The sequence below is a fragment of the Clostridium brassicae genome (assembly GCF_026738875.1).
In the GTDB taxonomy this organism is placed as follows: domain Bacteria; phylum Bacillota; class Clostridia; order Clostridiales; family Clostridiaceae; genus Clostridium_H; species Clostridium_H brassicae.
This window is the reverse complement of the sequence record NZ_JAPQFJ010000004.1, coordinates 167,735-187,454: the sequence shown is the minus strand read 5'-3', so window position 1 is coordinate 187,454 and position 19,720 is coordinate 167,735. Positions and strand designations below refer to the sequence as shown.

The following is a 19,720-nucleotide window of genomic DNA, read 5'->3' as shown; positions in this document are numbered from 1 at the left end:
TTTTTATAATATAGTCTGATTTAAAAGATAGACATGTTATCAGCATGAATAATTACATCATAAGTTTTATAGCCTAGTTTATCTTCTATATCATGGGAATCTAGGCCTTTTATCAATTCTATATCATCAGAGTTATAGTTTGATATACCGTGAGCAATTACTTGGTTACTTGTATTTAGGATTGCTACTACATCTCCTTGTTCAAAACTTCCATTTGCAAATAAAATTCCTTTAGGTAAAAGGCTTTTATGATTTTGGATTAAAGCTTCTTCTGCACCTTCATCTACTATTATGTGTCCGTTTGTATTTGCACTAAATGCCATCCAGTGTTTTCTAGCTTGAAGAGGATGAGTTTTTCCTTTAAACAAGGTTCCAACTTCGCTACCATTTAATATTTCATTTAAAATATTAGGAGTGCTACCATCTACGATAACCATAGATGAGCCTGAATAAGTAGCTATTTTAGCTGCATTAATTTTAGTTATCATTCCTCCAGTACCAAGTTTGCTTCCAGAGTCTCCTGCACAACCTTCTATTTCTTCAGTTATGTCTTCAACAAACCTAATAAGTTTTGCATCTGGATTTGTATTAGGATTAGAATCATATAATCCATCAATATCAGTAAGAAGAATGAGCAAATCGGCTTCAGCTATACTAGCTACCATAGCTGATAAGGTATCGTTATCGCCAAACTTTATTTCATCTATAGATATGGCATCATTTTCATTTACTATCGGAATAACTCCTTGTTCTAATAATGCAAAAAAGGTATTACGGGCATTTAAAAACCTAGTTCTATGAGAGACATCTTCTCTTGTTAATAGTATTTGAGCGGCTATTTTCCCATATTCAGAAAAAAGTTTTTCATACATATGAAGTAAAATACCTTGACCTACAGCGGCGGCAGCTTGTTTTTGAGGAATTGTTTTTGGTTTTTCTTTAAGACCTAATTTGCCAATTCCAGCTCCGATTGCTCCTGAAGATACTAATATAACTTCTATGCCTCTATTGTGAATATCTGAAATTTGTCTAACTAGTTTTTCGATTCTATTTAAATTTAATAACCCAGTAGAGTGAGTTAAAGTAGAAGTACCTACCTTTATTACTATTCTTTTTACATTTTCCAAATAAGCTTTTCTATTAATCATTTTAAACGACTGATATTCAGTCTTTGCCCCTTTCTATGGTAAAATATAGTGAATGTAAATTTAAAACAGAGACTTGTATTTATATATCTATTATAAGGTATAATTAATAAGTAGTTAAGGTATTTCGTTGGTTAAGAAAGTTTTGCTGTCAATTTAACAAATTATATCATAAAAGTATTTTAATATTCAATGAATAAGAATAATCAAAGGAGGCATAAATATGCAAAGCAAGATTGGTTTTATAGGTTGTGGAAATATGGCGAGTGCTATGATAAGAGGAATAGCTAACTCTAATTTGATTAGCCCTGAGTGTATAATAGCGAGTAATCCAACTGAAGAGAAATTAATAAAAATAAAAGAAGAAACAGGTATTATGGTAACTCAAGATAACTTAGAAGTTGCCAAGTTTTCAAATATAATAGTTTTAGCAGTTAAACCTAATAAATATAAGGATGTAATAGAAGAAATAAAAGATAATATAAATGAAAATACCATCATTATAACTATTGCTGCTGGTATAAGTATATCAAAAGCAGAAGAATTATTTGGATGGGATATTAAGCTTATTAGGACTATGCCAAATACTCCTGCTTTAGTAGGAGAAGGTATGAGTGCATTGTGTGGCAACGAATATGTTACAGAGGAAGATATTAAGAAAGTAATGAAAATTTTCAAGTGTTTTGGAAAAGTTGAGGTTGTTGAGGAAAAAGATATTGATACAATTATAGGACTTACAGGATCCTCTCCAGCATACGTATATATGTTTATTGAAGCATTAGCAGATGGAGCAGTATTAAAAGGGCTTCCAAGACAAAAGGCATACAAGTTAGCAGCTCAAGCTGTTTATGGTTCTGCTAAAATGGTTTTAGAAACAGGAAAACATCCAGGTGAGCTTAAAGATGATGTATGTTCTCCTGGAGGAACAACAATTGAAGCTGTATACTCTTTAGAAAAGAGTGGATTTAGGGCGGCAGTTATAGAAGCTATGGGTACATGTGTTGAGAAAGCAAAAAATATGAATAAATAGAGTACATATTTAAATTATAATTTAATGAATAGTAATATTTATTTTAAAAATTTAAATGAATGTACATTTAAACAAGGGAGGAATTAATGAATATACGTATTGAAAAAATTGAAACCCTAAAAGATGATCACTTAAGAATAATTACAAGTTGGTATAATGATTCTCAGATTAAGTATTTTTTAACTCCTAATTTTAAAGAAACAGATTTAAAGGAAAATACAATAGACGAAGTAAAACTATGGTTATTAAATAATAGAAGTGAAAAAGAAAGGTATTTAGTATTTCATAATCAGATTTTAATTGGTGAATTTTCTATTGATTTTAATTTTTTCAATTTATTTATAAAGGATGAAAAATCAGCTTGGATAAGTTTATGTATAGGTAATAAAGAATACTGGCATAAAGGTATTGGCAAAATAATCATAAGTGAATTAGAGAAAATTGTAAAAGATAAGGGAGTTAATCGTATCGAATTAGGTGTATTTGAATTCAACTCAAAGGCAAAGGTATTGTACGAAAAAATGGGATATAAACAGATAGGTATAAATAAAAATCTAACTTATTTTAATGGAAAATGGTATGACGATATAAGGATGGAAAAATTAATATAATAATGATTTGTTAATAGATATTTATAAAGGATAAGTAGTCTGTCTGAAAAGAAATTTTAGGCATAATATAATTGGTGTTTTAATATAAAAATAATCAATATATTATGCTATTTTTATATTTTAAGACGGCTTTTTAGTATATTTTTTTATTTAAAGCAAAAGATAATCTTGGGAAAAAATGTTTAGCAGTAGGGAAATATGCGAATTATATAAAAAAATATATATAAAATATTCGTATTTATTATTGACGAAATAATATAGCTTTGATAATATTTAGAGGGAGGGGATGACTTTGAAAAATAATTATGATGTTATTATAATAGGGGCTGGACCAGCTGGTATATTTACAGCTTTAGAGGTCACAAAATTAAATTCTAAACTTAATGTATTAATAGTAGATAAAGGAAGGAATATTGAAAAAAGAAAGTGTCCTGCAAGGGATACGGGAAAGTGTGTGAATTGTAATCCGTGCGGGATAACATTCGGATGGTCAGGAGCAGGTGCTTTTTCAGATGGTAAGCTTTCATTAAGTCCTGAAGTTGGAGGAAGGCTTCTAGAATATCGTTCAGAAGAAGAAGCTCAAGAATTGATAAACTATTGTGATAAAGTATACTTAAAATTTGGAGCAAATGAAAAAGTACATGGGCTAAATAATGAAAAAGTTGATGAGATAAAGTATGAAGCAAGTAAACATAATATTAGGTTAGTTGAGTGTCCAGTAAGACATCTTGGAACTGAACTCGCTTATGATGTTTTAAAAGGAATGTATCATCATTTAATAGATAATACTAATACTGATTTTTGTGAATTAAGTGAAGCAAAAGAATTAATTATTGAAAATGGAGAAGTTTTAGGAATAAAAATCAATTCAAAAGATGGATGCCAGGAGATAAGAGGAAAGTATGTTGTTGTTGCTCCAGGTCGTGGCGGTGCTGAATGGCTTTCAAATGAAGCTAAAAATCATAATATGAAAACTAAAAATAATGCTGTAGATATTGGAGTTAGAGTAGAGGTTCCTAATTCCATAATGGATCATTTAACAAAGGATCTATATGAAGCTAAGCTTGTTTATTATTCCGATACCTTTGATAATATGGTAAGAACTTTTTGTATGAATCCAGGTGGAGTTGTATCAGAAGAACATTATGATGGTGAAATTGCTGTAGTAAACGGTCATAGTTATTCACAAGAGGAACTTAGAACAGAAAATACTAACTTTGCTATGTTAGTTTCTACTACATTTACAGAACCATTTAATCAACCTATAGATTATGGAAAATATATTGCTCAGCTAGGTAACATGCTAACAGGTGGGCCTATAATGGTGCAAAGATTAGGGGATCTTTTAAATGGACGTAGAACTGACGAATCTAGGATTAAAAAGTCTACTACAAGACCTACTTTAAAATCAGCAGTCCCTGGGGATTTGAGTTTTGTACTTCCACAAAGACATTTAACATCAATTGTAGAAGCATTGAAAGCTTTTGATAAAATTGCGCCAGGGCTTTATAGTAAGAATACATTACTTTATGGAGTTGAAGTTAAATTCTATTCAAGTAAATTTGAAACAAATAAATATTTTGAAACTGATATAAAAAACCTATATACAATAGGAGATGGAGCTGGAATTACTAGAGGATTAATGCAGGCCTCAGTTACAGGAGTTATAGTAGCTAGAGACATTATAAGTAAAGAAAAATAGTAAATATTGTAATATTTATCATATAAAATCAAGTTAATACGAACAATATTGAAAAAATATATTAAAACATTAACTATTTAAGTAGAAAAACTGCATAAAAGATGTTAAAATATATTTGTTTGCAATCTTTTTATGAAAGTGAGGAATGCTTCATGTCAGCATTTGTTGTTTTAGGAGCCCAATGGGGAGACGAAGGAAAAGGAAAAATGACAGATTATCTTGCTGAAAAAGCGGATGTTGTTGTTAGATTCCAAGGAGGAAATAATGCTGGGCATACTGTTGAAGTTGGAGAAAAACAGTATAAATTACATTTAATACCTTCAGGAATATTATATGATAATAAATTAAATATAATAGGAAATGGCGTTGTTTTAGATCCAAAAGCAATGTTTGAAGAAATTGACTATTTAGAAGGACTAGGAGTAGAGGTTACTCCAGAAAAGTTATTAATAAGTGATAGGACACAAGTTATAATGCCTTATCATAGGATATTAGATGGATTAAAAGAAAGAGCTAGAGGAAAAAATGATATAGGAACTACAGGAAAAGGAATAGGACCTTGCTATACAGATAAAGCGGAAAGAAGCGGTATAAGAGTTTGTGACTTAATGCACGAAAAAGAATTTGAAGAAAAGTTAAGAAAGAACATAGAAGATAAAAATGCAATCATAAGTCTTTATGGTGGAGAAACTTTAGATTATGATACTGTATATAACGAGTATATGGCTTATGCAGAAAGAATGAGACCTTATGTTCAAGATACATCTGTAACAATATATGATGAAATAAAAGCAAATAAGAATGTATTATTTGAAGGTGCACAAGGTTCATTACTTGACATAGACTATGGAACATACCCATATGTAACTTCTTCAAATACTGTAGCAGGTGGAGTATGTACTGGTACAGGAGTAGGGCCTACAATGATAACAAATGCTGTAGGTATTGCTAAAGCTTATACAACAAGAGTTGGTAAAGGACCTTTTCCAACAGAATTAAATGATGAAATTGGTGATTGGATAAGAGAAAAAGGTCACGAATATGGTGTAACTACAGGTAGATCAAGAAGATGTGGATGGCTTGACCTTGTAATACTAAAGAGTACAGCAAGAGTTTCAGGACTTACTAGTTTCGCAGTAACAAAGATAGATACATTAGGTGGTCTTGAAAAAATTAAAATGTGTACTGGATACAAATTAGGAGACAAGGTAATAGATTATTTTCCAGCAAGTTTAGAAGATTTAGCAAAATGTGAACCTATATATGAAGAGTTTGATGGTTGGGATGATAGTGTAGCAGATGCTAGAAGTTATGATGAACTACCAAAAAATGCTAAGGCATATTTAAACAGAATTGCTGAATTTACAGGAACTAGAATATCGATTATAGGTGTTGGACCAAAAAGAGATCAAACTATAACAATAGATGAGTTATAATATAATAATAGGTTATTATTTAAGCTGTTGACAGTGTAAAAGTCAACAGCTTTTGTTTTTTATAATCTTAATAGCTTAAAATTATTCATGGGCTATAGTACTTTTAAAAAGAGAGCACTGTTGAGTTTTTTTTAGTTCTCCACATTTATTTAAGCTAATTTCCTTATATAATAAGTCACGATGCATATATTCATTTAATAATAATTCCATCTCAAGTTTTTTAGTGTCATCTATGATTAGTTCAAGTTCAAAAGAATTTAGCCTTGTTTCTCCTTTAAATAATATTGCATTAGGAGACGACCAGGTATAACTAGTGAAAGAATTCCATTTTTTAAATCCATCATCAAAGAAGATACCTTTATCAGTGACCTTTGAATAATTAAATTTATTAACAAAACTGTTTGCACAAGAAAATAAAATTGGTAAAACAATACCAAATATTAAGTTGCTAAAATCTGCTTGTTTTGAAAAAATAGCATATAAACATATACAAACAATAGCAGTACAACTGACTATTTTGAATATTGAGTATTCTTTTGATGTATTCATCTTGTTTAATTTTCTACCGTGCCTATAGGGCATAATAGATAAATTAGAAATAATATTTAGTAAAGGTATCACTATGGTTAGTATAGGAGCCCAATTTTCTTTGAAAAACAATATTATATTACTCATGTTTGATTAGTGAGATATCATAAAAATCCCACTAAATTCCCCCCTCCATTTTAAAGAAAAATATTTTCTCTAAATAATAAATCAGCTTCAAGCTTTTTATCTAGGGTTACTGTTATCTCAGTTTTAAAAGGAATTAATTTTAATCTTTTTCCTTTAAGTTGTACAGTATTATTTGATATCCATTTATAGTTTTTTAATTGTTTCCAATTATAAAAACCTAATTCAGCATAGATCCCTTTTTCTGTTACTTTTGAATAATTATGTGTGAATATTAATAACATAAGAGTACCATTTGTAATTGCTATAAGGTCTAGAATTATAGGAAACATATATTTATCATTTTGAGTAGTTAAGTAAATGTATATGGTTAATCCTATTAGTAAAACAAGAGCAAATATAATAAAAGGTGATTTAGATGAAGAAGTATTTAATTTAGCAATAACTTTTCCATGAATATTAGATATATTTAAATTATTGATACAATTTAAAAACATAAGAATTATACAAACTATTACTAATATTCTCATTATAATATCCTCCTAAGTTAATCATTATATATAGAAATTATATACTAAATTTCATAAAATTTCATCAAGAATGTCATCATTATAAAAAGTAGAAAAAAATTTCAAATAAATTCAATGTATAAGTTGTATAAAGTGGCACTATTTTGGTATAATTTTTGTGAAGAAATAAATCTATAGTAAAAGAGGTGACTAAAATGGCAATAACAAAGGATATGACTATTGGACAATTAGTTATGAACCATCCTAAAACTCCTGCGATTCTAATGAACTTTGGTATGATGTGTGTTGGATGTCCTTCAGCACAAGGAGAAACTATTGAAGAAGCAGCAATGGTTCATGGAATGGATATCGAAAAATTATTAGAAGAATTAAATAAGAATGCTTAATACCAAAATTAAAAGCACTCCAATTTATGTACATAAATTGGAGTGCTTTTAATTTTTTGTGAATTATATCTAATATTGTAGATAATAAATGAGAATAGTATATAATCATATTTATAAAGGTTGAATGGGAGGATATTGAATGAGTGGAGTATTAACAGGAAAAGAGTATGAGGTACATTTCTATGAAGTTGATTATAAAAAGAAGTTACTAATGACAAGAATTATAGACTATTTTAATGACGTTGCTATATATCAAAGTGAAGAGCTTGGAATAGGTTTTGATTATATGATTGAAAATAATATAGCATGGATACTATATAAATGGGATATAAACATTATTAGATACCCTAAATATGGTGAGAAAGTAACAGCTAGGACAATACCAAATGCTTTTAAAAAATTTTACGGATGTAGAAGATTTGATGTTTTAGATAGTAAAGGAGATACATTGGCTTGGGCAAACTCTATTTGGCTTCTTGTTGATACTAAAAACAAAAAGCCTATAAAAATACCTAAAGAGCTTAGAGAAGTTTATGGTCTAACAGAGGAAGACAACCATATTTTAAAAATCGGAAATATAGATAAAATAGAGCAAGTACATAACTCAGTTGAATTTAAAGTCAGATATAGTGATATAGATACAAATGGACATGTAAATAATGAAAAGTATGCAGCGTGGATAATAGAGAGTGTTCCTGTAGAGACGATTTTAAATTATACATTAGTGAATATAAAGATAACATATAAAAAAGAAAGTGTATATGGAGAAAAAATACAGGTATTAACAGACAAAATGGAAAAGGAAGATTTATTAGTGTTTAATCACAAGATTATAAAGAGTGATGGAGAAGAACTTACATTAGGACAAACTGTATGGAAGAAGAATTAAGAGTACATAGATTTTGTTATTATATAAACAAATTAAGGTAGTTTTTATGACTAAAGTAAAAATTTAAAAAAAATTAATATAAGGAGTACCTCCTTAAAGATAAGGTTAATAGTAATAGAAGAACAAATTGGTAGTAAATTCTATTACATAAACAATTGTATTACATTTAACAATCCTTCAAAAATGTGGAGGGAGTGATATAATTAAAGTATAAATAACCTTTTAAAAGGGGGAACTTTATTATGAAAATAACATTGGAAGTACCAGAGACTATGTATGACTACTGTAAAAGGCAATCAGGAAAATATTTCAATTGCAATGTACAGGCGTATTTAAGTTATGTTTTAAGAAAAGAAGAAGAAAAGAAACAAGCAAGAATAGTTCAAGTCTATGATGAACATGTATTAGGCAAAATAGATGTTGAATTGGTAAAAAAATTAAAGGAAAAGGATGATAAGGAATATTGGGTAGTAGATACTGGAATAGGATATACCCTAGAAAGATGGATTCCTAAAACAGAAATAGAATATGTATTAAGTTAATTTAATATATTATAGTATATTAGTTTAGTAGTATGAAAGTTTTTAATAATTAGGGTTCTGATTAGTAAAGGAAGAATTTTAAAAAATTAACTATTGATATATAAGTTTTCATAGAAAAAGACATAAGTTTGAACTTAAGAAGTATATGTTATGAACTTTATTGATGGACAATAGATTATATTTAGACAAAAATTTTTATACTAATGCACTAAAGTACTGATAAAAAAGGTTGGGATTTATATTCTATTGTAAGTTTAACTTGCTACAATAGAATAATAGATAATAATGCTTTAAAAGAGCACTATTATCTATTTTTATTTTTTGAAGCTATAGTTTTTGCAGCTATAAAACCAGAAGCCCATGCCCATTGAAGATTAAATCCGCCACAGTCACCATCTACGTCAATTATTTCCCCAGCAAAATAAAGATTTTTCAAAATCTTAGATTCTAAAGTAAGAGGATTTATTTCTTTGGTGTTTACTCCTCCAGCAGTTACTTGAGAATTATTAAAACCGTTAGTGCCTGTAATTTGAAATTCCCACTCTTTTAGTAATTTAAAAATATTTAGTTTTTCATTCCAAGTTAATTCCCAACAAGGTTTATGTATATTATCTATACCACTTTCTTTTAAAAGTACAGGTATTATTTTTTTGTTTATAATACCTATAAAAGAATCATGGATACTTCGATAACCAAATATTCCCCAATGATTTTCTAAAAAGTCTTGTAGCTCTTTTGAAGAAAAATTATTCATCATATCTATTTTAATAGTTGTATTTTTCCCTTTTGATAAGGCATAAGAAGCTGTTCTGCTTAACTGCAATATAGGCGGACCGGATATACCATAGTCTGTAAAAAGTATTTCTCCAAAGTCTTCTTTAATAGATTTTCCATCCACTAAGATTTCGGCCTTACCGTCAAATTTAACACCAGACAATGCTTTTATCTTTTTATACCCTAATTTTAGCTGTACAAGAGCAGGAATTGGATTTACAATGCTATGACCTAATTTTTTAGCTAAGGTAAATCCAGAGCCATCTGAGCCGGTATTAGCAGCAGATTTGCCGCCACAACAAATTAAAAGCTTCTCACAGTCAAATACGTCACTAGTATTTGTTATAATTTTAAAATAATTATTTTCATGTTTAATACTTGAAACTTTAGTTTCAATATAAACTGGAATTTCTTTTTCATCTAAAGTTTCTCTTAAAATATCTAGTACAGAGGAGGCTTGCAAAGACATAGGATATATTTTACCTTCATCTAAAGTTATCAATGGTAAACCAAGTTCATTGAAAAAGGTTAATGTATCATTTATAGAGAAAGAACTTAGTACTGGTCTAAAAAAGTCTATGTCCTCACTATGATATCTATCTAATGAGATATTTTCATTAGAGATGTTACATCTCCCATTACCAGTGGCTAATATTTTTTTGCCTATTCTATTATTAGAATCTATTAAAGCTACATCTATTCCAAAATTTTTAGCAGTTATTGCAGCAGTAATACCTGAAGCGCCTGCACCTATTATTATAAGTTCATGTTTCAAATTTATCGCTCCTTGTTCAAACTATTGTATATTTAACTTTCCTAGTAATTTATAAGATGTCAAATAAAGCTTATTTGAAATTTTTGTACTGAGAAAGTTGAATTATATATTATTGTATCACATATTATAACAGAGTTTTTTATATAATTATAATATAGACGACTATATATCAATATAAAATAATCCTTTTAGATTGTGAGTTGATTAATGTGAATGGAATTGTAGGTTTAAAAATAAGATATAATACTTCAAATTCAATAATAAATTATAAAAAGTTGACTATTGAAATATATTTAAAATAGGTATATTATGCAGTTGAGAGGATATTTTTGTTGGCTTATAGATTACATAACTTTAACCCATAGATATAATAAAGCAAGGTATATTTCGTCTAAACCATAAGAAAGGAGAATTTTTATGTTAACAGTGTATGCAGTATCAGATTCAATAGGAGAAACTGCAGAGTTAGTTGCGAGGGCTTCAGCTAATCAATTTAGAGCAGACATACAAGTAAAAAGAATACCTTATGTAAAAAGTCCAGAAGATGTTAATGAATTTATAAATAGTATAAAAGAGCCTAAGAATGCTACTGTTATTTCTACAGTGGTTTTAGTAGAAGTAAGGGAGTTTTTAGTAGAAAGGTGTATAGAAAGAGGAATCAATATAGTAAATATTTTAGGACCTTGCATAAGTACTATATCAAGATTGATAGGTATACAACCTCAATATGCTCCAGGAGCAGTATGGGAAATGGATGAGAAGTATTTTAAGAAGATAGAAGCTATGGAATTTGCAATTCAGTATGATGATAGTAAAAATGTTAGTGGAATAAAACATGCAGATGTTGTATTAATAGGACTTTCACGAACTTCAAAAACTCCTTTATGCATGTATTTAGCTAATAAAGGTATAAAAGCTTTAAATATTCCATTATTGCCAGAGATACCTATACCAGAAGATTTATTTGAAATAGATAGAAAGAAGATAGTTGGACTTACGATAGACCCTATACAGCTTATGGAAATTAGAAAACATAGGATAAGTAAAATAAGAACTGCTTATAAGGAAATTGAATATGCTAATGTTGAAAGAGTTTTTCAAGAAATAGATTTTGCTGAAAAGTTAATGAGAAGGCTAAGATGTAAAACTATAGATGTAACAAAAAGAGCTATTGAAGATACAGCTTTAATAATAATGAAACAAATAGGACATAATTTTGATTATAAATAGCAAAAATAAGCAAAAATATAAGGAAAATATAAAAAAACATAAAAAAAAATAAAAAAATATAGAAAAGATGTTGACACTTGATCAAATTTAAGGTATTATAATCTTCGTCGGGTGACGAACTCCACAAATGAGTTTGAAACCTAAAACGAAAGCTAATTAAGGCTCCTTGGTCAAGCGGTCAAGACACCACCCTTTCACGGTGGTAACAGGGGTTCGATTCCCCTAGGAGTCACCATTTTGTGGGCGCATAGCTCAGCTGGGAGAGCATCTGCCTTACAAGCAGGGGGTCACAGGTTCGAGCCCTGTTGTGCCCACCACAATTTGGCCTAGTGGCTCAGTTGGTTAGAGTACCGGCCTGTCACGCCGGGGGTCGAGGGTTCGAGTCCCTTCTAGGTCGCCAAATGCTGGCATGGCTCAACTGGTAGAGCAACTGACTTGTAATCAGTAGGTTCCGGGTTCAAGTCCTGGTGCCAGCACCAATTTTAAAATTAATATATTATTTGGCTCCTTGGTCAAGCGGTCAAGACACCACCCTTTCACGGTGGTAACAGGGGTTCGATTCCCCTAGGAGTCACCATTTTGTGGGCGCATAGCTCAGCTGGGAGAGCATCTGCCTTACAAGCAGGGGGTCACAGGTTCGAGCCCTGTTGTGCCCACCACAATTTGGCCTAGTGGCTCAGTTGGTTAGAGTACCGGCCTGTCACGCCGGGGGTCGAGGGTTCGAGTCCCTTCTAGGTCGCCACACGCTGGCATGGCTCAACTGGTAGAGCAACTGACTTGTAATCAGTAGGTTCCGGGTTCAAGTCCTGGTGCCAGCACCAAAACCTTAAGCAAAAGCTTAAGGTTTTTTTATTTATATAAAAATTACTATAATTAGCTTTTAATATAATGTATTTAATTAAAAAAATAGGTTATTCAAAAGTGAATCTTTTGAATAACCTATTTTGCAAAGACGATTTTATATTGCTAGATGTAAATATAAAAGAAAATATTAAAGGCTTTTCATTCTATGCAGATTTACTTTAACTCTAATGTCTTCGCCGTAGAATTTACATAAAGTAAAATTTCCAAAGAGCCTCGATGTGATTCTTTCAGAATAAGTTTTAGAGAGCTCTTCTATATTATAGTTCGTTGATACAATCATATTTTTACGTTTTAGTAGTTTAGCATTTAAAAGATTGAATAATTCTGTTTTAGAGAAATTATTTATTTGCTCTGTACCTAAATCATCAATAATTAAAAGATCACAATTAGTAATTAAATCCTCTAACTCTTCATTATTGTTCAAACGAATTTCTCTTAAATTTTTAATAAGTTCTTCAGCTGTTTTATATATTACCAAATACCCTCTATCTAATAACTCTTTTGCAATGCAATTAGTTAAGAATGTTTTGCCAGTCCCAGAGTTACCATAAAAAAGTAGATTATCATTTGTATCTGGAAAGGTTTCAATAAAGTACATTGAAGTTTTAACTATTTCCTCAATGTTCTTTCTTGGACTTTTCAAACCATCGTGAGTTCTATTTGAAGAATAACAATTATACTTAAAATTATTAAAGTTATTATTCTTTAACATTGAATTTAACTCTGAATCCTTATAATAAAGGCTTACAAGTTTTTGTTTGTAACAATCGCATTTTCTAGTACCTATAAATCCTGTGTCTTTACATTTTTTACATCTATAATGGAGGTTTAAATATTCAATGTCATAACCGTTAGATACTAATGTTTCAGATTTTTCAATTCTTAAATCTGTGATTTGTTGTTTAAGTTTTTTTAAGTGATCTTCTCTATTTTCAATGTCTTTAAAAGTGCTTATAGATAATTCAATGCAGAGCTTATTAATTTTTTTATCTAATTCTGATATTATAGGAAGTTTTTTGTTTAGGTCTTCCTTTCTTTTTTTTAGTGCATTTTCTTCATAAGTTCTAATTTCATCATACATTTTTAATATTTCAGATTGGTAGCCTTTAATCATTATTATCCCATCCTAATAATTTTTTTTCTAATTCATCGTAGTCATAAGAACGCTGTTCGTAATTATTAAAAGAATCATTTCGTGAATTATTGTAATAGTTATTTTTTTTGTAACCTGATCTTAATGTATCCTTTTTCTCTATATCTTCTAAAGTTTTTATATTTGCTTTAAACCAATTGTTTAAGATAGCATCTATATATTTAAAATCTGCTTTATTTATTCTCTCAAAGCAAATGTCGCAAGCTTTATAAATTATATCTAAAGGAAATCTGTATACATTAATCCACTTTTCAAGAATTTGTTCTTGAGGTTTCATTACCTCATTACCTTGAACCCCTAGGTATTTTAGTATTTTTTTTATGTTTAGCCACTTATCTTCATGCTTTTTAATGAAATTTTGTGCATCATCAATAGTTCTTATTTTTGCATCGTGCCAAGTAATAGCTATTTTTTCTATATACCTGTAGTCAGTTTTACCTTTAGATATGCTGTATTGAATTAAAAGCAGTATGATTTCAGGTGTATAATTGAAATCTTTTTGCCAACTTAAGTACATAGACATTTCTTTGGATGATAGGGGTCTTCCAAGAAGTTTTTCTATATCATGCATCATATCCTTTATAGAACTGTCTTCTAATTCATATGTAATACTTGAGTTGTTTGTAGACATATCTTTATTAGATAATTTAATTAAGTTTAAAAATTCTATAGAGTAATTTCCCATAGAATCTATTTGTGTAATATTTACTATACCTTCTTTATTCCAATATTCCCATGCTATTAGAATTTCTTCTTCACTTAAATTTAGCATAGATGAAATACTTCCAGAATTTATTCCTAGCTCTCCAGCAATACAGTACCTAAGGCCTAAAAGATATACTTTTATATATGTACCTTCAGCTTTAGGCATATATTTATCTATAAATATATTGCTAACTGGCGTATAATCTAAATCCTTATGTTTAAACATGAATGTAGTCATGCAATCTTCACCTTTCCTTACCACTATATATTGTATCTCTAATATTTAATTATAACAAAATATAGTAATATCCTCAAATCATAATTTTTAAAACTAATTACTAACTAGATTATAATGAAGGATTATTTTAACTTCTATATAAAAAATATTAAATTAAAGTTAAAAATAAGAATCTAACGTATTATTTAATAATTATTATATACAATAATTATCAATAATTAAACTTAAAAAGTTGACAGTATAATATTTTTAATATATACTTTGACTATCAAAATATTTGACTATCGAAAAACATAAAAATTGGTTTTTAATATTAAGAAAATGGTGATATATAGATATGGAGAATAAATCTATAAAAGCAGTAGTAAATGAGCTATTAGTGGATATTTTTAATGATATATTAACGATTGAGCAAACTGCTCTTAAATCAGGAAAATTAAATGATTTATCAGTTACAGAAATGCATACTATAGCAGAAATAGGTATGTATGAACCTAGGACTATGTCAGAAGTAGCCGCTGGCCTAGGAATTACTGTAGGAACTCTTACAGCATCTATAAATAATTTAGTTAAAAAGGGTTATGTAGAAAGAAAAAGAGATGATAAAGATAGAAGAGTTGTAAAGATTACATTAACACGTAGGGGAAAGCTTGCTTATAGAGTACATGAAAAATTTCACATGGATATGGTTAATGAGAGTATTAAGGGATTAACAGAAGATGATGAAAAATTATTAGTTTGTGCACTAGGAAAGCTTAATGAATTTTTTAAGGATAAATATCACATAACTAATAAAAAATAAACAAGGAAAAGGTAAATAAATATGTATGAGGTTAAAATTATTGGAACGGGGAGTTATGCACCATCTAATATAGTTACAAATGATGATATATCAAAGTTTGTAGATACAAATAATAGTTGGATAGTAGAAAGAACAGGAATAAAAGAAAGAAGAATTTCTAAAGAAGAAAATACTTCTGTTCTTGCAACTAAAGCGGCAAAACTAGCTTTGAAGAACTCAAAAATGACCCCAGAAGAAATAGATTTAATTATAGTGGCCACAGGAAGTCCAGATTATTTTATTCCTTCTACAGCTTGTATTGTACAAAAAGAGATTGGGGCATTTAATGCCACTTGTTTAGATATATCCGCAGCTTGTACAGGGTTTATATACGCAATTAATATTGCTTCTCAATTTATTAAAACAGGCCAATCAAAAACAGCGTTGGTTATAGGAGCGGAAGTGTTGTCCAAAATAATTAATTGGGAAGATAGAGGAACCTGTATATTGTTTGGAGATGGAGCAGGAGCTGCTGTTCTTCAAAGAAGTAGTGAAAAAGGTATTATATCAATTTATACAGGTGCAGATGGTAGAGGTGGAGAGTTTTTAGAGTGTCCTGCAGTGCCATTAAATAATTTGTTTACTGAAACAAAGATAGAAAATAAAAACATAGTAACTATGAATGGAAGAGAAATTTTTAAGTTTGCTGTAAAGATAATAAAAGAATGTATAGATAAGGTATTAGAGGACTCTGGATATAGTTTACAGGATATAAAGTATATAGTTCCTCACCAAGCTAATACACGAATTATAGAAGCTGCAGCTAAAAGATTAAAAATAGATGAAGATAGATTTTACTTGAATTTAGATCGTTATGGTAATACTTCTGGAGCTACTATAGCTATAGCTTTAGATGAAATGGTTCAAAAAGGACTTCTTAATAAAGGAGATAAGATTATTCTTGTAGGCTTTGGAGGAGGACTTACCTTTGGTGCAGAGCTTATTGAGTGGAGTATCTAATTATAAATTAAAATAAATGATTACAAGTTTAGGAGGATTTTATTATGACATTTGAAAGAGTTAGAAAAGTTGTTGCTGAGCATTTATCTATGAATGAAAGTGAGATTTTATTGGGTTCAAATTTCTCTGATGACTTAGGAATAGATTCATTAGATATTTTTGAAATAGTAATGGAACTTGAAGAAGAGTTTGGTATGGAAATTCCAACTGAAGACCTTGAAGACATGAAAAAAATTGAAGATTTGGTAGCTTATATTAACTCAAAATCTAAATAATTTTGTAAAAAAGATTAATGATGGACTGCTTACATGTCAGCAGTCTTATTTTATAGGAATTATAGGAGAGAATAACATGGCTAATTATGATTTATTTAAAAAATTAGGAATAAAATATCCAATAATTCAAGGGGCAATGGCTTGGATAGCTGACAGCTCATTAGCAGCTGCTGTATCAAATGCAGGAGGACTTGGAATTATTGCAGGAGGAAATGCTCCTGTAGAGTATGTGAGAGAAGAAATTAGAAAGGCTAAAAAACTCACAGATAAGCCTTTTGGAGTAAATATAATGTTATTAAGTGAAAATGCTGAAGAAATTGCTAAACTTGTATGTGAAGAAGGAGTAAAGGTAGTAACTACTGGAGCAGGTAGCCCAGGAAAGTATATGGATATGTGGAAATCTCATGGAATAAGTGTAATTCCTGTAGTAGCATCTGTGGCTCTAGCAAGAAGAATGGAGAAAAACGGAGCTGATGCTGTTATTGCAGAAGGATGTGAAGCCGGGGGTCATATTGGAGAATTAACAACTATGACACTAGTCCCACAAGTTGTTGATGCAGTAAATATACCTGTTATAGCAGCTGGAGGAATTGGAGATGGACGTGGGATAGCGGCAGCATTCATGTTAGGAGCAAGTGGAGTTCAAGTAGGAACAAGGTTTTTAGTTGCTCATGAATGTACTGTTCATCAAAATTATAAAAGTAAAATTATAAAAGCTAAAGATATAGATACAGTGGTTACAGGAAGACCAACAGGTCATCCTGTTAGAGTTTTAAGGAATAAGCTAGCTAGAAAGTTTAAAGAATTGGAAAAAGATGAATCATATATTGAAGAGTTTGAGAGATTAGGAAGTGGAGCTCTTGCAAAGGCAGTTAGAGACGGAGACACAGAAATGGGTTCTGTTATGGCAGGGCAAATAGCTGGGCTAATAAATAAAGAGCAGAGCTGCAATGAAATAATAGAGGAAATGTTTGAAGAAGCTAAAAAACTAGGAGGTTATCATGAGTAAAACAGCATTTATATTTTCAGGTCAAGGTGCTCAATATGTAGGTATGGGAAAAGAACTTTATGATAACTTTCAAGAGTGCAAAGATATATATACAAAAGCAGATGAAGCTTTAGGATTTTCAATAAGCAATTTATGCTTTGAGGGAAGTAAAGAGGAGTTAAATAAAACGGAAAATACTCAACCTGCTATTGTTACTACAAGTATAGCAGCATTAAAGGTTTTAGAGAAGTTTGGAATAAAAGCTGATGTTACAGCAGGGCTTAGCCTTGGAGAATATTCAGCTTTGGTTTATAGCGGGGTTTTAGAGTTTGAAGAAGCTGTAAAGGTTGTTAAAAAAAGAGGGAAATATATGCAAGAAGCTGTGCCAGAAGGAATTGGTACTATGGCTGCAATTTTAGGGCTAGATAATGATAAAGTTAAGGAAGCTTGCCGATTTGGAAGTAGTGAAGGAATTGTAGAAGTGGCAAATTACAATTGCCCTGGGCAAATAGTTATTGCCGGGGAAATAAGGGGTGTTGAAGTTGCTTCTGAAAAGGCAAAGGAGCTTGGGGCTAAAAGAGTAATGATGCTTTCAGTGAGTGCTCCTTTTCATACTAGTATGCTTGAAAGTGCTGGTATTAAGCTCTATGAAGAATTAAAGCATATAGAACTTAAAGATATGAATGTTCCTGTTTTAACTAATGTTACTGGTAATTATATTGAAGATATAAAATCTGTAAGAGAAATTCTAAAAAAACAGGTTATGAGTTCTGTTAAATGGGAAGATATTATAAAGAATATGATTAATGACGGAGTAGATACATTTGTAGAGATAGGACCAGGAAAGGCTCTTAGTGGATTTGTTAAAAAGATAGATAGAGCAGCTAAGATACTTAATGTAGAAGATATTAAATCACTACAAAAGACAGTAGAAGCTTTACAATAATGATGTACCAATGAACGGTAAGTAAATCTTGAGTGAATTAAATTTTATATAAAACAGAAAATTATATAGTACTGGTTACTGGAAATTGGTTACTAAACTAAGTTGTAGAATAGGTAGTTTCTAAAATAATGAATGAATCGCTTTGATAAAGTTAGAGGATAGAGATCAAAGATAAATAGGAAGTAAAGTGGGAGGAATTTAAAGTATGAAAAACAGAGTTCTTGCAGGTAAAAATGCAGTTGTTACAGGTGCTAGTAGAGGGATCGGAAAAGCTATTGCTATAAAGTTAGCTGAGATGGGCGCTAATGTAGTTTTAAATTATAGAAGTAGTGAAGCTTCAGTGGCAGAAGTGGCAAAAGAAATAGAAGAAAAAGGTGTTAAAGCAGTAGTTGTTCAAGGCGATGTGAGTAGATTTGAAGATGCTAAAAAAATAATTGATACGGCTGTCGAAGTATTAGGGAATGTTGACATTCTAGTAAATAATGCAGGCATAACAAAAGATGGATTAATAATGAGAATGAAGGAAGAAGATTTTGATAGAGTTATAGAGGTTAATTTAAAAGGTGTGTTTAACTGTACAAGACATGTTGTACCATTGATGACTAAGCAAAGAAGTGGAAGAATAATTAATATATCTTCTTTTGTAGGGCTTGTAGGAAATGCCGGTCAAACGAATTATGCGGCAGCAAAAGCTGGAATCCTTGGATTTACAAAATCCTTAGCAAGAGAAATTGCTTCAAGAGGAATAACTGCGAATGCTATTGCACCTGGATTTATAGAAAGTGATATGACAGATGTTGTTTCAGAAAAAATAAAAGAGATGGTAAAGAATAATATACCATTAAAAGAATTTGGTAAACCAGAAGATATAGCAGAAGCAGTAGGTTTTTTAGCATCGCCAGGGGCAAGATATATAACGGGGCAAGTTCTTAGTGTTGATGGCGGAATGTATATGTAGTAATTAGTAGCTAGATACTAGTTATTAGTGAGCAAATGGAAGTTCATTTAGATTTCTAGTTACTGATATT

General features: G+C 30.1%; 20 protein-coding genes and 8 tRNA genes. 22 read left to right on the top strand and 6 right to left on the bottom strand.

Annotation, left to right across the window (positions count from 1 at the left end; genetic code table 11):
- Positions 1–20: 20 nt before the first annotated feature.
- Positions 21–1,148: a glutamate 5-kinase gene (proB, locus tag OW729_RS06075; protein ID WP_268060579.1), complete on the bottom strand. Its 1,128-nt coding sequence runs from the start codon at positions 1,146–1,148 to the stop codon at positions 21–23.
- Positions 1,149–1,368: 220 nt separating this feature from the next.
- Here proB and proC point away from each other — a divergent pair, with 220 nt between their 5' ends.
- The 4 genes from proC (at position 1,369) to OW729_RS06055 (ending at position 5,924) form a co-directional block, all read left to right on the top strand.
- Positions 1,369–2,175 carry a pyrroline-5-carboxylate reductase gene (gene proC / locus OW729_RS06070; RefSeq protein ID WP_268060578.1) on the top strand — a complete coding sequence of 269 codons (807 nt, stop codon included), beginning with the start codon at positions 1,369–1,371 and terminating at the stop codon, positions 2,173–2,175.
- A gap of 86 nt (positions 2,176–2,261) precedes the next feature.
- Positions 2,262–2,786, top strand: coding sequence for a GNAT family N-acetyltransferase (locus tag OW729_RS06065; protein WP_268060577.1), 525 nt, complete (start codon positions 2,262–2,264; stop codon positions 2,784–2,786).
- 292 nt (positions 2,787–3,078) lie between these two features.
- Entirely contained in the window at positions 3,079–4,488 is a 1,410-nt protein-coding gene (locus OW729_RS06060; RefSeq protein ID WP_268060576.1) for an NAD(P)/FAD-dependent oxidoreductase, read from the top strand.
- A 152-nt stretch (positions 4,489–4,640) separates the two neighbouring features.
- On the top strand, positions 4,641–5,924 hold the full coding sequence (locus OW729_RS06055) for an adenylosuccinate synthase (protein ID WP_268060575.1): 1,284 nt from the start codon (positions 4,641–4,643) through the stop codon (positions 5,922–5,924).
- 81 nt (positions 5,925–6,005) lie between these two features.
- On the opposite strand, the gene OW729_RS06050 is transcribed toward OW729_RS06055, so the two are convergent.
- Together OW729_RS06050 and OW729_RS06045 are read right to left on the bottom strand one after the other, a co-directional pair.
- Positions 6,006–6,584 carry a hypothetical protein gene (locus OW729_RS06050; RefSeq protein WP_268060574.1) on the bottom strand — a complete coding sequence of 193 codons (579 nt, stop codon included), beginning with the start codon at positions 6,582–6,584 and terminating at the stop codon, positions 6,006–6,008.
- Between the two features lie 65 nt (positions 6,585–6,649).
- A complete protein-coding gene (locus tag OW729_RS06045; RefSeq protein ID WP_268060573.1) occupies positions 6,650–7,126 on the bottom strand; it encodes a hypothetical protein in 477 nt (158 codons plus the stop codon).
- A gap of 194 nt (positions 7,127–7,320) precedes the next feature.
- Here OW729_RS06045 and OW729_RS06040 point away from each other — a divergent pair, with 194 nt between their 5' ends.
- From OW729_RS06040 to OW729_RS06030, 3 genes are all read left to right on the top strand, one after another.
- A complete protein-coding gene (locus OW729_RS06040; RefSeq protein ID WP_268060572.1) occupies positions 7,321–7,512 on the top strand; it encodes a DUF1858 domain-containing protein in 192 nt (63 codons plus the stop codon).
- A gap of 139 nt (positions 7,513–7,651) precedes the next feature.
- A complete protein-coding gene (locus OW729_RS06035) occupies positions 7,652–8,401 on the top strand; it encodes an acyl-[acyl-carrier-protein] thioesterase (RefSeq protein WP_268060571.1) in 750 nt (249 codons plus the stop codon).
- Positions 8,402–8,643: 242 nt separating this feature from the next.
- Positions 8,644–8,943 carry a hypothetical protein gene (locus OW729_RS06030; RefSeq protein WP_268060570.1) on the top strand — a complete coding sequence of 100 codons (300 nt, stop codon included), beginning with the start codon at positions 8,644–8,646 and terminating at the stop codon, positions 8,941–8,943.
- Between the two features lie 304 nt (positions 8,944–9,247).
- On the opposite strand, the gene OW729_RS06025 is transcribed toward OW729_RS06030, so the two are convergent.
- Complete coding sequence (locus OW729_RS06025; protein ID WP_268060569.1) at positions 9,248–10,492, bottom strand: BaiN/RdsA family NAD(P)/FAD-dependent oxidoreductase; 1,245 nt, start codon at positions 10,490–10,492, stop codon at positions 9,248–9,250.
- Between the two features lie 417 nt (positions 10,493–10,909).
- On the opposite strand from OW729_RS06025, the gene OW729_RS06020 reads away from it, so the two are divergent.
- From OW729_RS06020 to OW729_RS05980, 9 genes are all read left to right on the top strand, one after another.
- The gene (locus OW729_RS06020) at positions 10,910–11,722 is read left to right on the top strand and encodes a pyruvate, water dikinase regulatory protein (RefSeq protein WP_268060568.1); all 813 of its coding nucleotides are present in this window, start codon (positions 10,910–10,912) and stop codon (positions 11,720–11,722) included.
- A 160-nt stretch (positions 11,723–11,882) separates the two neighbouring features.
- Positions 11,883–11,957, top strand: a tRNA-Glu gene (locus OW729_RS06015).
- Positions 11,958–11,963: 6 nt separating this feature from the next.
- Positions 11,964–12,039, top strand: a tRNA-Val gene (locus OW729_RS06010).
- Between the two features lie 6 nt (positions 12,040–12,045).
- A tRNA-Asp gene (locus tag OW729_RS06005) sits at positions 12,046–12,122 on the top strand.
- A 3-nt stretch (positions 12,123–12,125) separates the two neighbouring features.
- A tRNA-Thr gene (locus tag OW729_RS06000) sits at positions 12,126–12,201 on the top strand.
- 23 nt (positions 12,202–12,224) lie between these two features.
- Positions 12,225–12,299 (top strand) — tRNA-Glu (locus OW729_RS05995).
- Between the two features lie 6 nt (positions 12,300–12,305).
- A tRNA-Val gene (locus OW729_RS05990) sits at positions 12,306–12,381 on the top strand.
- A 6-nt stretch (positions 12,382–12,387) separates the two neighbouring features.
- Positions 12,388–12,464 (top strand) — tRNA-Asp (locus OW729_RS05985).
- 3 nt (positions 12,465–12,467) lie between these two features.
- Positions 12,468–12,543: transfer RNA gene (locus OW729_RS05980), tRNA-Thr, on the top strand.
- A 170-nt stretch (positions 12,544–12,713) separates the two neighbouring features.
- On the opposite strand, the gene OW729_RS05975 is transcribed toward OW729_RS05980, so the two are convergent.
- Together OW729_RS05975 and OW729_RS05970 are read right to left on the bottom strand one after the other, a co-directional pair.
- A complete protein-coding gene (locus OW729_RS05975; RefSeq protein ID WP_268060567.1) occupies positions 12,714–13,700 on the bottom strand; it encodes an ATP-binding protein in 987 nt (328 codons plus the stop codon).
- Positions 13,693–14,682 (bottom strand): DnaD domain protein, encoded by a 990-nt coding sequence (locus OW729_RS05970; RefSeq protein ID WP_268060566.1) that lies wholly within the window; start codon positions 14,680–14,682, stop codon positions 13,693–13,695. The genes OW729_RS05975 and OW729_RS05970 overlap by 8 nt, the downstream gene beginning before the upstream one ends.
- 337 nt (positions 14,683–15,019) lie before the next feature.
- Here OW729_RS05970 and OW729_RS05965 point away from each other — a divergent pair, with 337 nt between their 5' ends.
- From OW729_RS05965 to fabG, 6 genes are all read left to right on the top strand, one after another.
- The gene (locus tag OW729_RS05965; RefSeq protein ID WP_268060565.1) at positions 15,020–15,484 is read left to right on the top strand and encodes a MarR family winged helix-turn-helix transcriptional regulator; all 465 of its coding nucleotides are present in this window, start codon (positions 15,020–15,022) and stop codon (positions 15,482–15,484) included.
- A gap of 21 nt (positions 15,485–15,505) precedes the next feature.
- Positions 15,506–16,483 (top strand): beta-ketoacyl-ACP synthase III, encoded by a 978-nt coding sequence (locus tag OW729_RS05960; protein ID WP_268060564.1) that lies wholly within the window; start codon positions 15,506–15,508, stop codon positions 16,481–16,483.
- A gap of 44 nt (positions 16,484–16,527) precedes the next feature.
- Positions 16,528–16,758 (top strand): acyl carrier protein, encoded by a 231-nt coding sequence (acpP, locus tag OW729_RS05955; protein ID WP_268060563.1) that lies wholly within the window; start codon positions 16,528–16,530, stop codon positions 16,756–16,758.
- A gap of 76 nt (positions 16,759–16,834) precedes the next feature.
- On the top strand, positions 16,835–17,767 hold the full coding sequence (fabK, locus tag OW729_RS05950) for an enoyl-[acyl-carrier-protein] reductase FabK (protein ID WP_268060562.1): 933 nt from the start codon (positions 16,835–16,837) through the stop codon (positions 17,765–17,767).
- On the top strand, positions 17,760–18,692 hold the full coding sequence (gene fabD, locus OW729_RS05945; RefSeq protein WP_268060561.1) for an ACP S-malonyltransferase: 933 nt from the start codon (positions 17,760–17,762) through the stop codon (positions 18,690–18,692). Before fabK ends, fabD begins: the two co-directional genes overlap by 8 nt.
- Before the next feature lie 205 nt (positions 18,693–18,897).
- A complete protein-coding gene (gene fabG, locus OW729_RS05940; RefSeq protein WP_268060560.1) occupies positions 18,898–19,650 on the top strand; it encodes a 3-oxoacyl-[acyl-carrier-protein] reductase in 753 nt (250 codons plus the stop codon).
- Positions 19,651–19,720: the final 70 nt, after the last annotated feature.

What these genes read in the sequence shown, in the direction of transcription:
- OW729_RS05960 (WP_268060564.1), top strand. Translation starts at nt 15,506, where the DNA reads ATGTATGAGGTTAAAATTATTGGAACGGGGAGTTATGCACCATCTAAT.
- OW729_RS06065 (WP_268060577.1), top strand. Translation starts at nt 2,262, where the DNA reads ATGAATATACGTATTGAAAAAATTGAAACCCTAAAAGATGATCACTTA.
- proC (WP_268060578.1), top strand. Translation starts at nt 1,369, where the DNA reads ATGCAAAGCAAGATTGGTTTTATAGGTTGTGGAAATATGGCGAGTGCT.
- OW729_RS05975 (WP_268060567.1), bottom strand. Translation starts at nt 13,700, where the DNA reads ATGATTAAAGGCTACCAATCTGAAATATTAAAAATGTATGATGAAATT.
- OW729_RS06055 (WP_268060575.1), top strand. Translation starts at nt 4,641, where the DNA reads ATGTCAGCATTTGTTGTTTTAGGAGCCCAATGGGGAGACGAAGGAAAA.
- OW729_RS06045 (WP_268060573.1), bottom strand. Translation starts at nt 7,126, where the DNA reads ATGAGAATATTAGTAATAGTTTGTATAATTCTTATGTTTTTAAATTGT.
- OW729_RS06020 (WP_268060568.1), top strand. Translation starts at nt 10,910, where the DNA reads ATGTTAACAGTGTATGCAGTATCAGATTCAATAGGAGAAACTGCAGAG.
- OW729_RS05970 (WP_268060566.1), bottom strand. Translation starts at nt 14,682, where the DNA reads ATGACTACATTCATGTTTAAACATAAGGATTTAGATTATACGCCAGTT.
- fabG (WP_268060560.1), top strand. Translation starts at nt 18,898, where the DNA reads ATGAAAAACAGAGTTCTTGCAGGTAAAAATGCAGTTGTTACAGGTGCT.
- OW729_RS06030 (WP_268060570.1), top strand. Translation starts at nt 8,644, where the DNA reads ATGAAAATAACATTGGAAGTACCAGAGACTATGTATGACTACTGTAAA.
- OW729_RS06040 (WP_268060572.1), top strand. Translation starts at nt 7,321, where the DNA reads ATGGCAATAACAAAGGATATGACTATTGGACAATTAGTTATGAACCAT.
- proB (WP_268060579.1), bottom strand. Translation starts at nt 1,148, where the DNA reads ATGATTAATAGAAAAGCTTATTTGGAAAATGTAAAAAGAATAGTAATA.
- acpP (WP_268060563.1), top strand. Translation starts at nt 16,528, where the DNA reads ATGACATTTGAAAGAGTTAGAAAAGTTGTTGCTGAGCATTTATCTATG.
- fabK (WP_268060562.1), top strand. Translation starts at nt 16,835, where the DNA reads ATGGCTAATTATGATTTATTTAAAAAATTAGGAATAAAATATCCAATA.
- OW729_RS05965 (WP_268060565.1), top strand. Translation starts at nt 15,020, where the DNA reads ATGGAGAATAAATCTATAAAAGCAGTAGTAAATGAGCTATTAGTGGAT.
- OW729_RS06035 (WP_268060571.1), top strand. Translation starts at nt 7,652, where the DNA reads ATGAGTGGAGTATTAACAGGAAAAGAGTATGAGGTACATTTCTATGAA.
- fabD (WP_268060561.1), top strand. Translation starts at nt 17,760, where the DNA reads ATGAGTAAAACAGCATTTATATTTTCAGGTCAAGGTGCTCAATATGTA.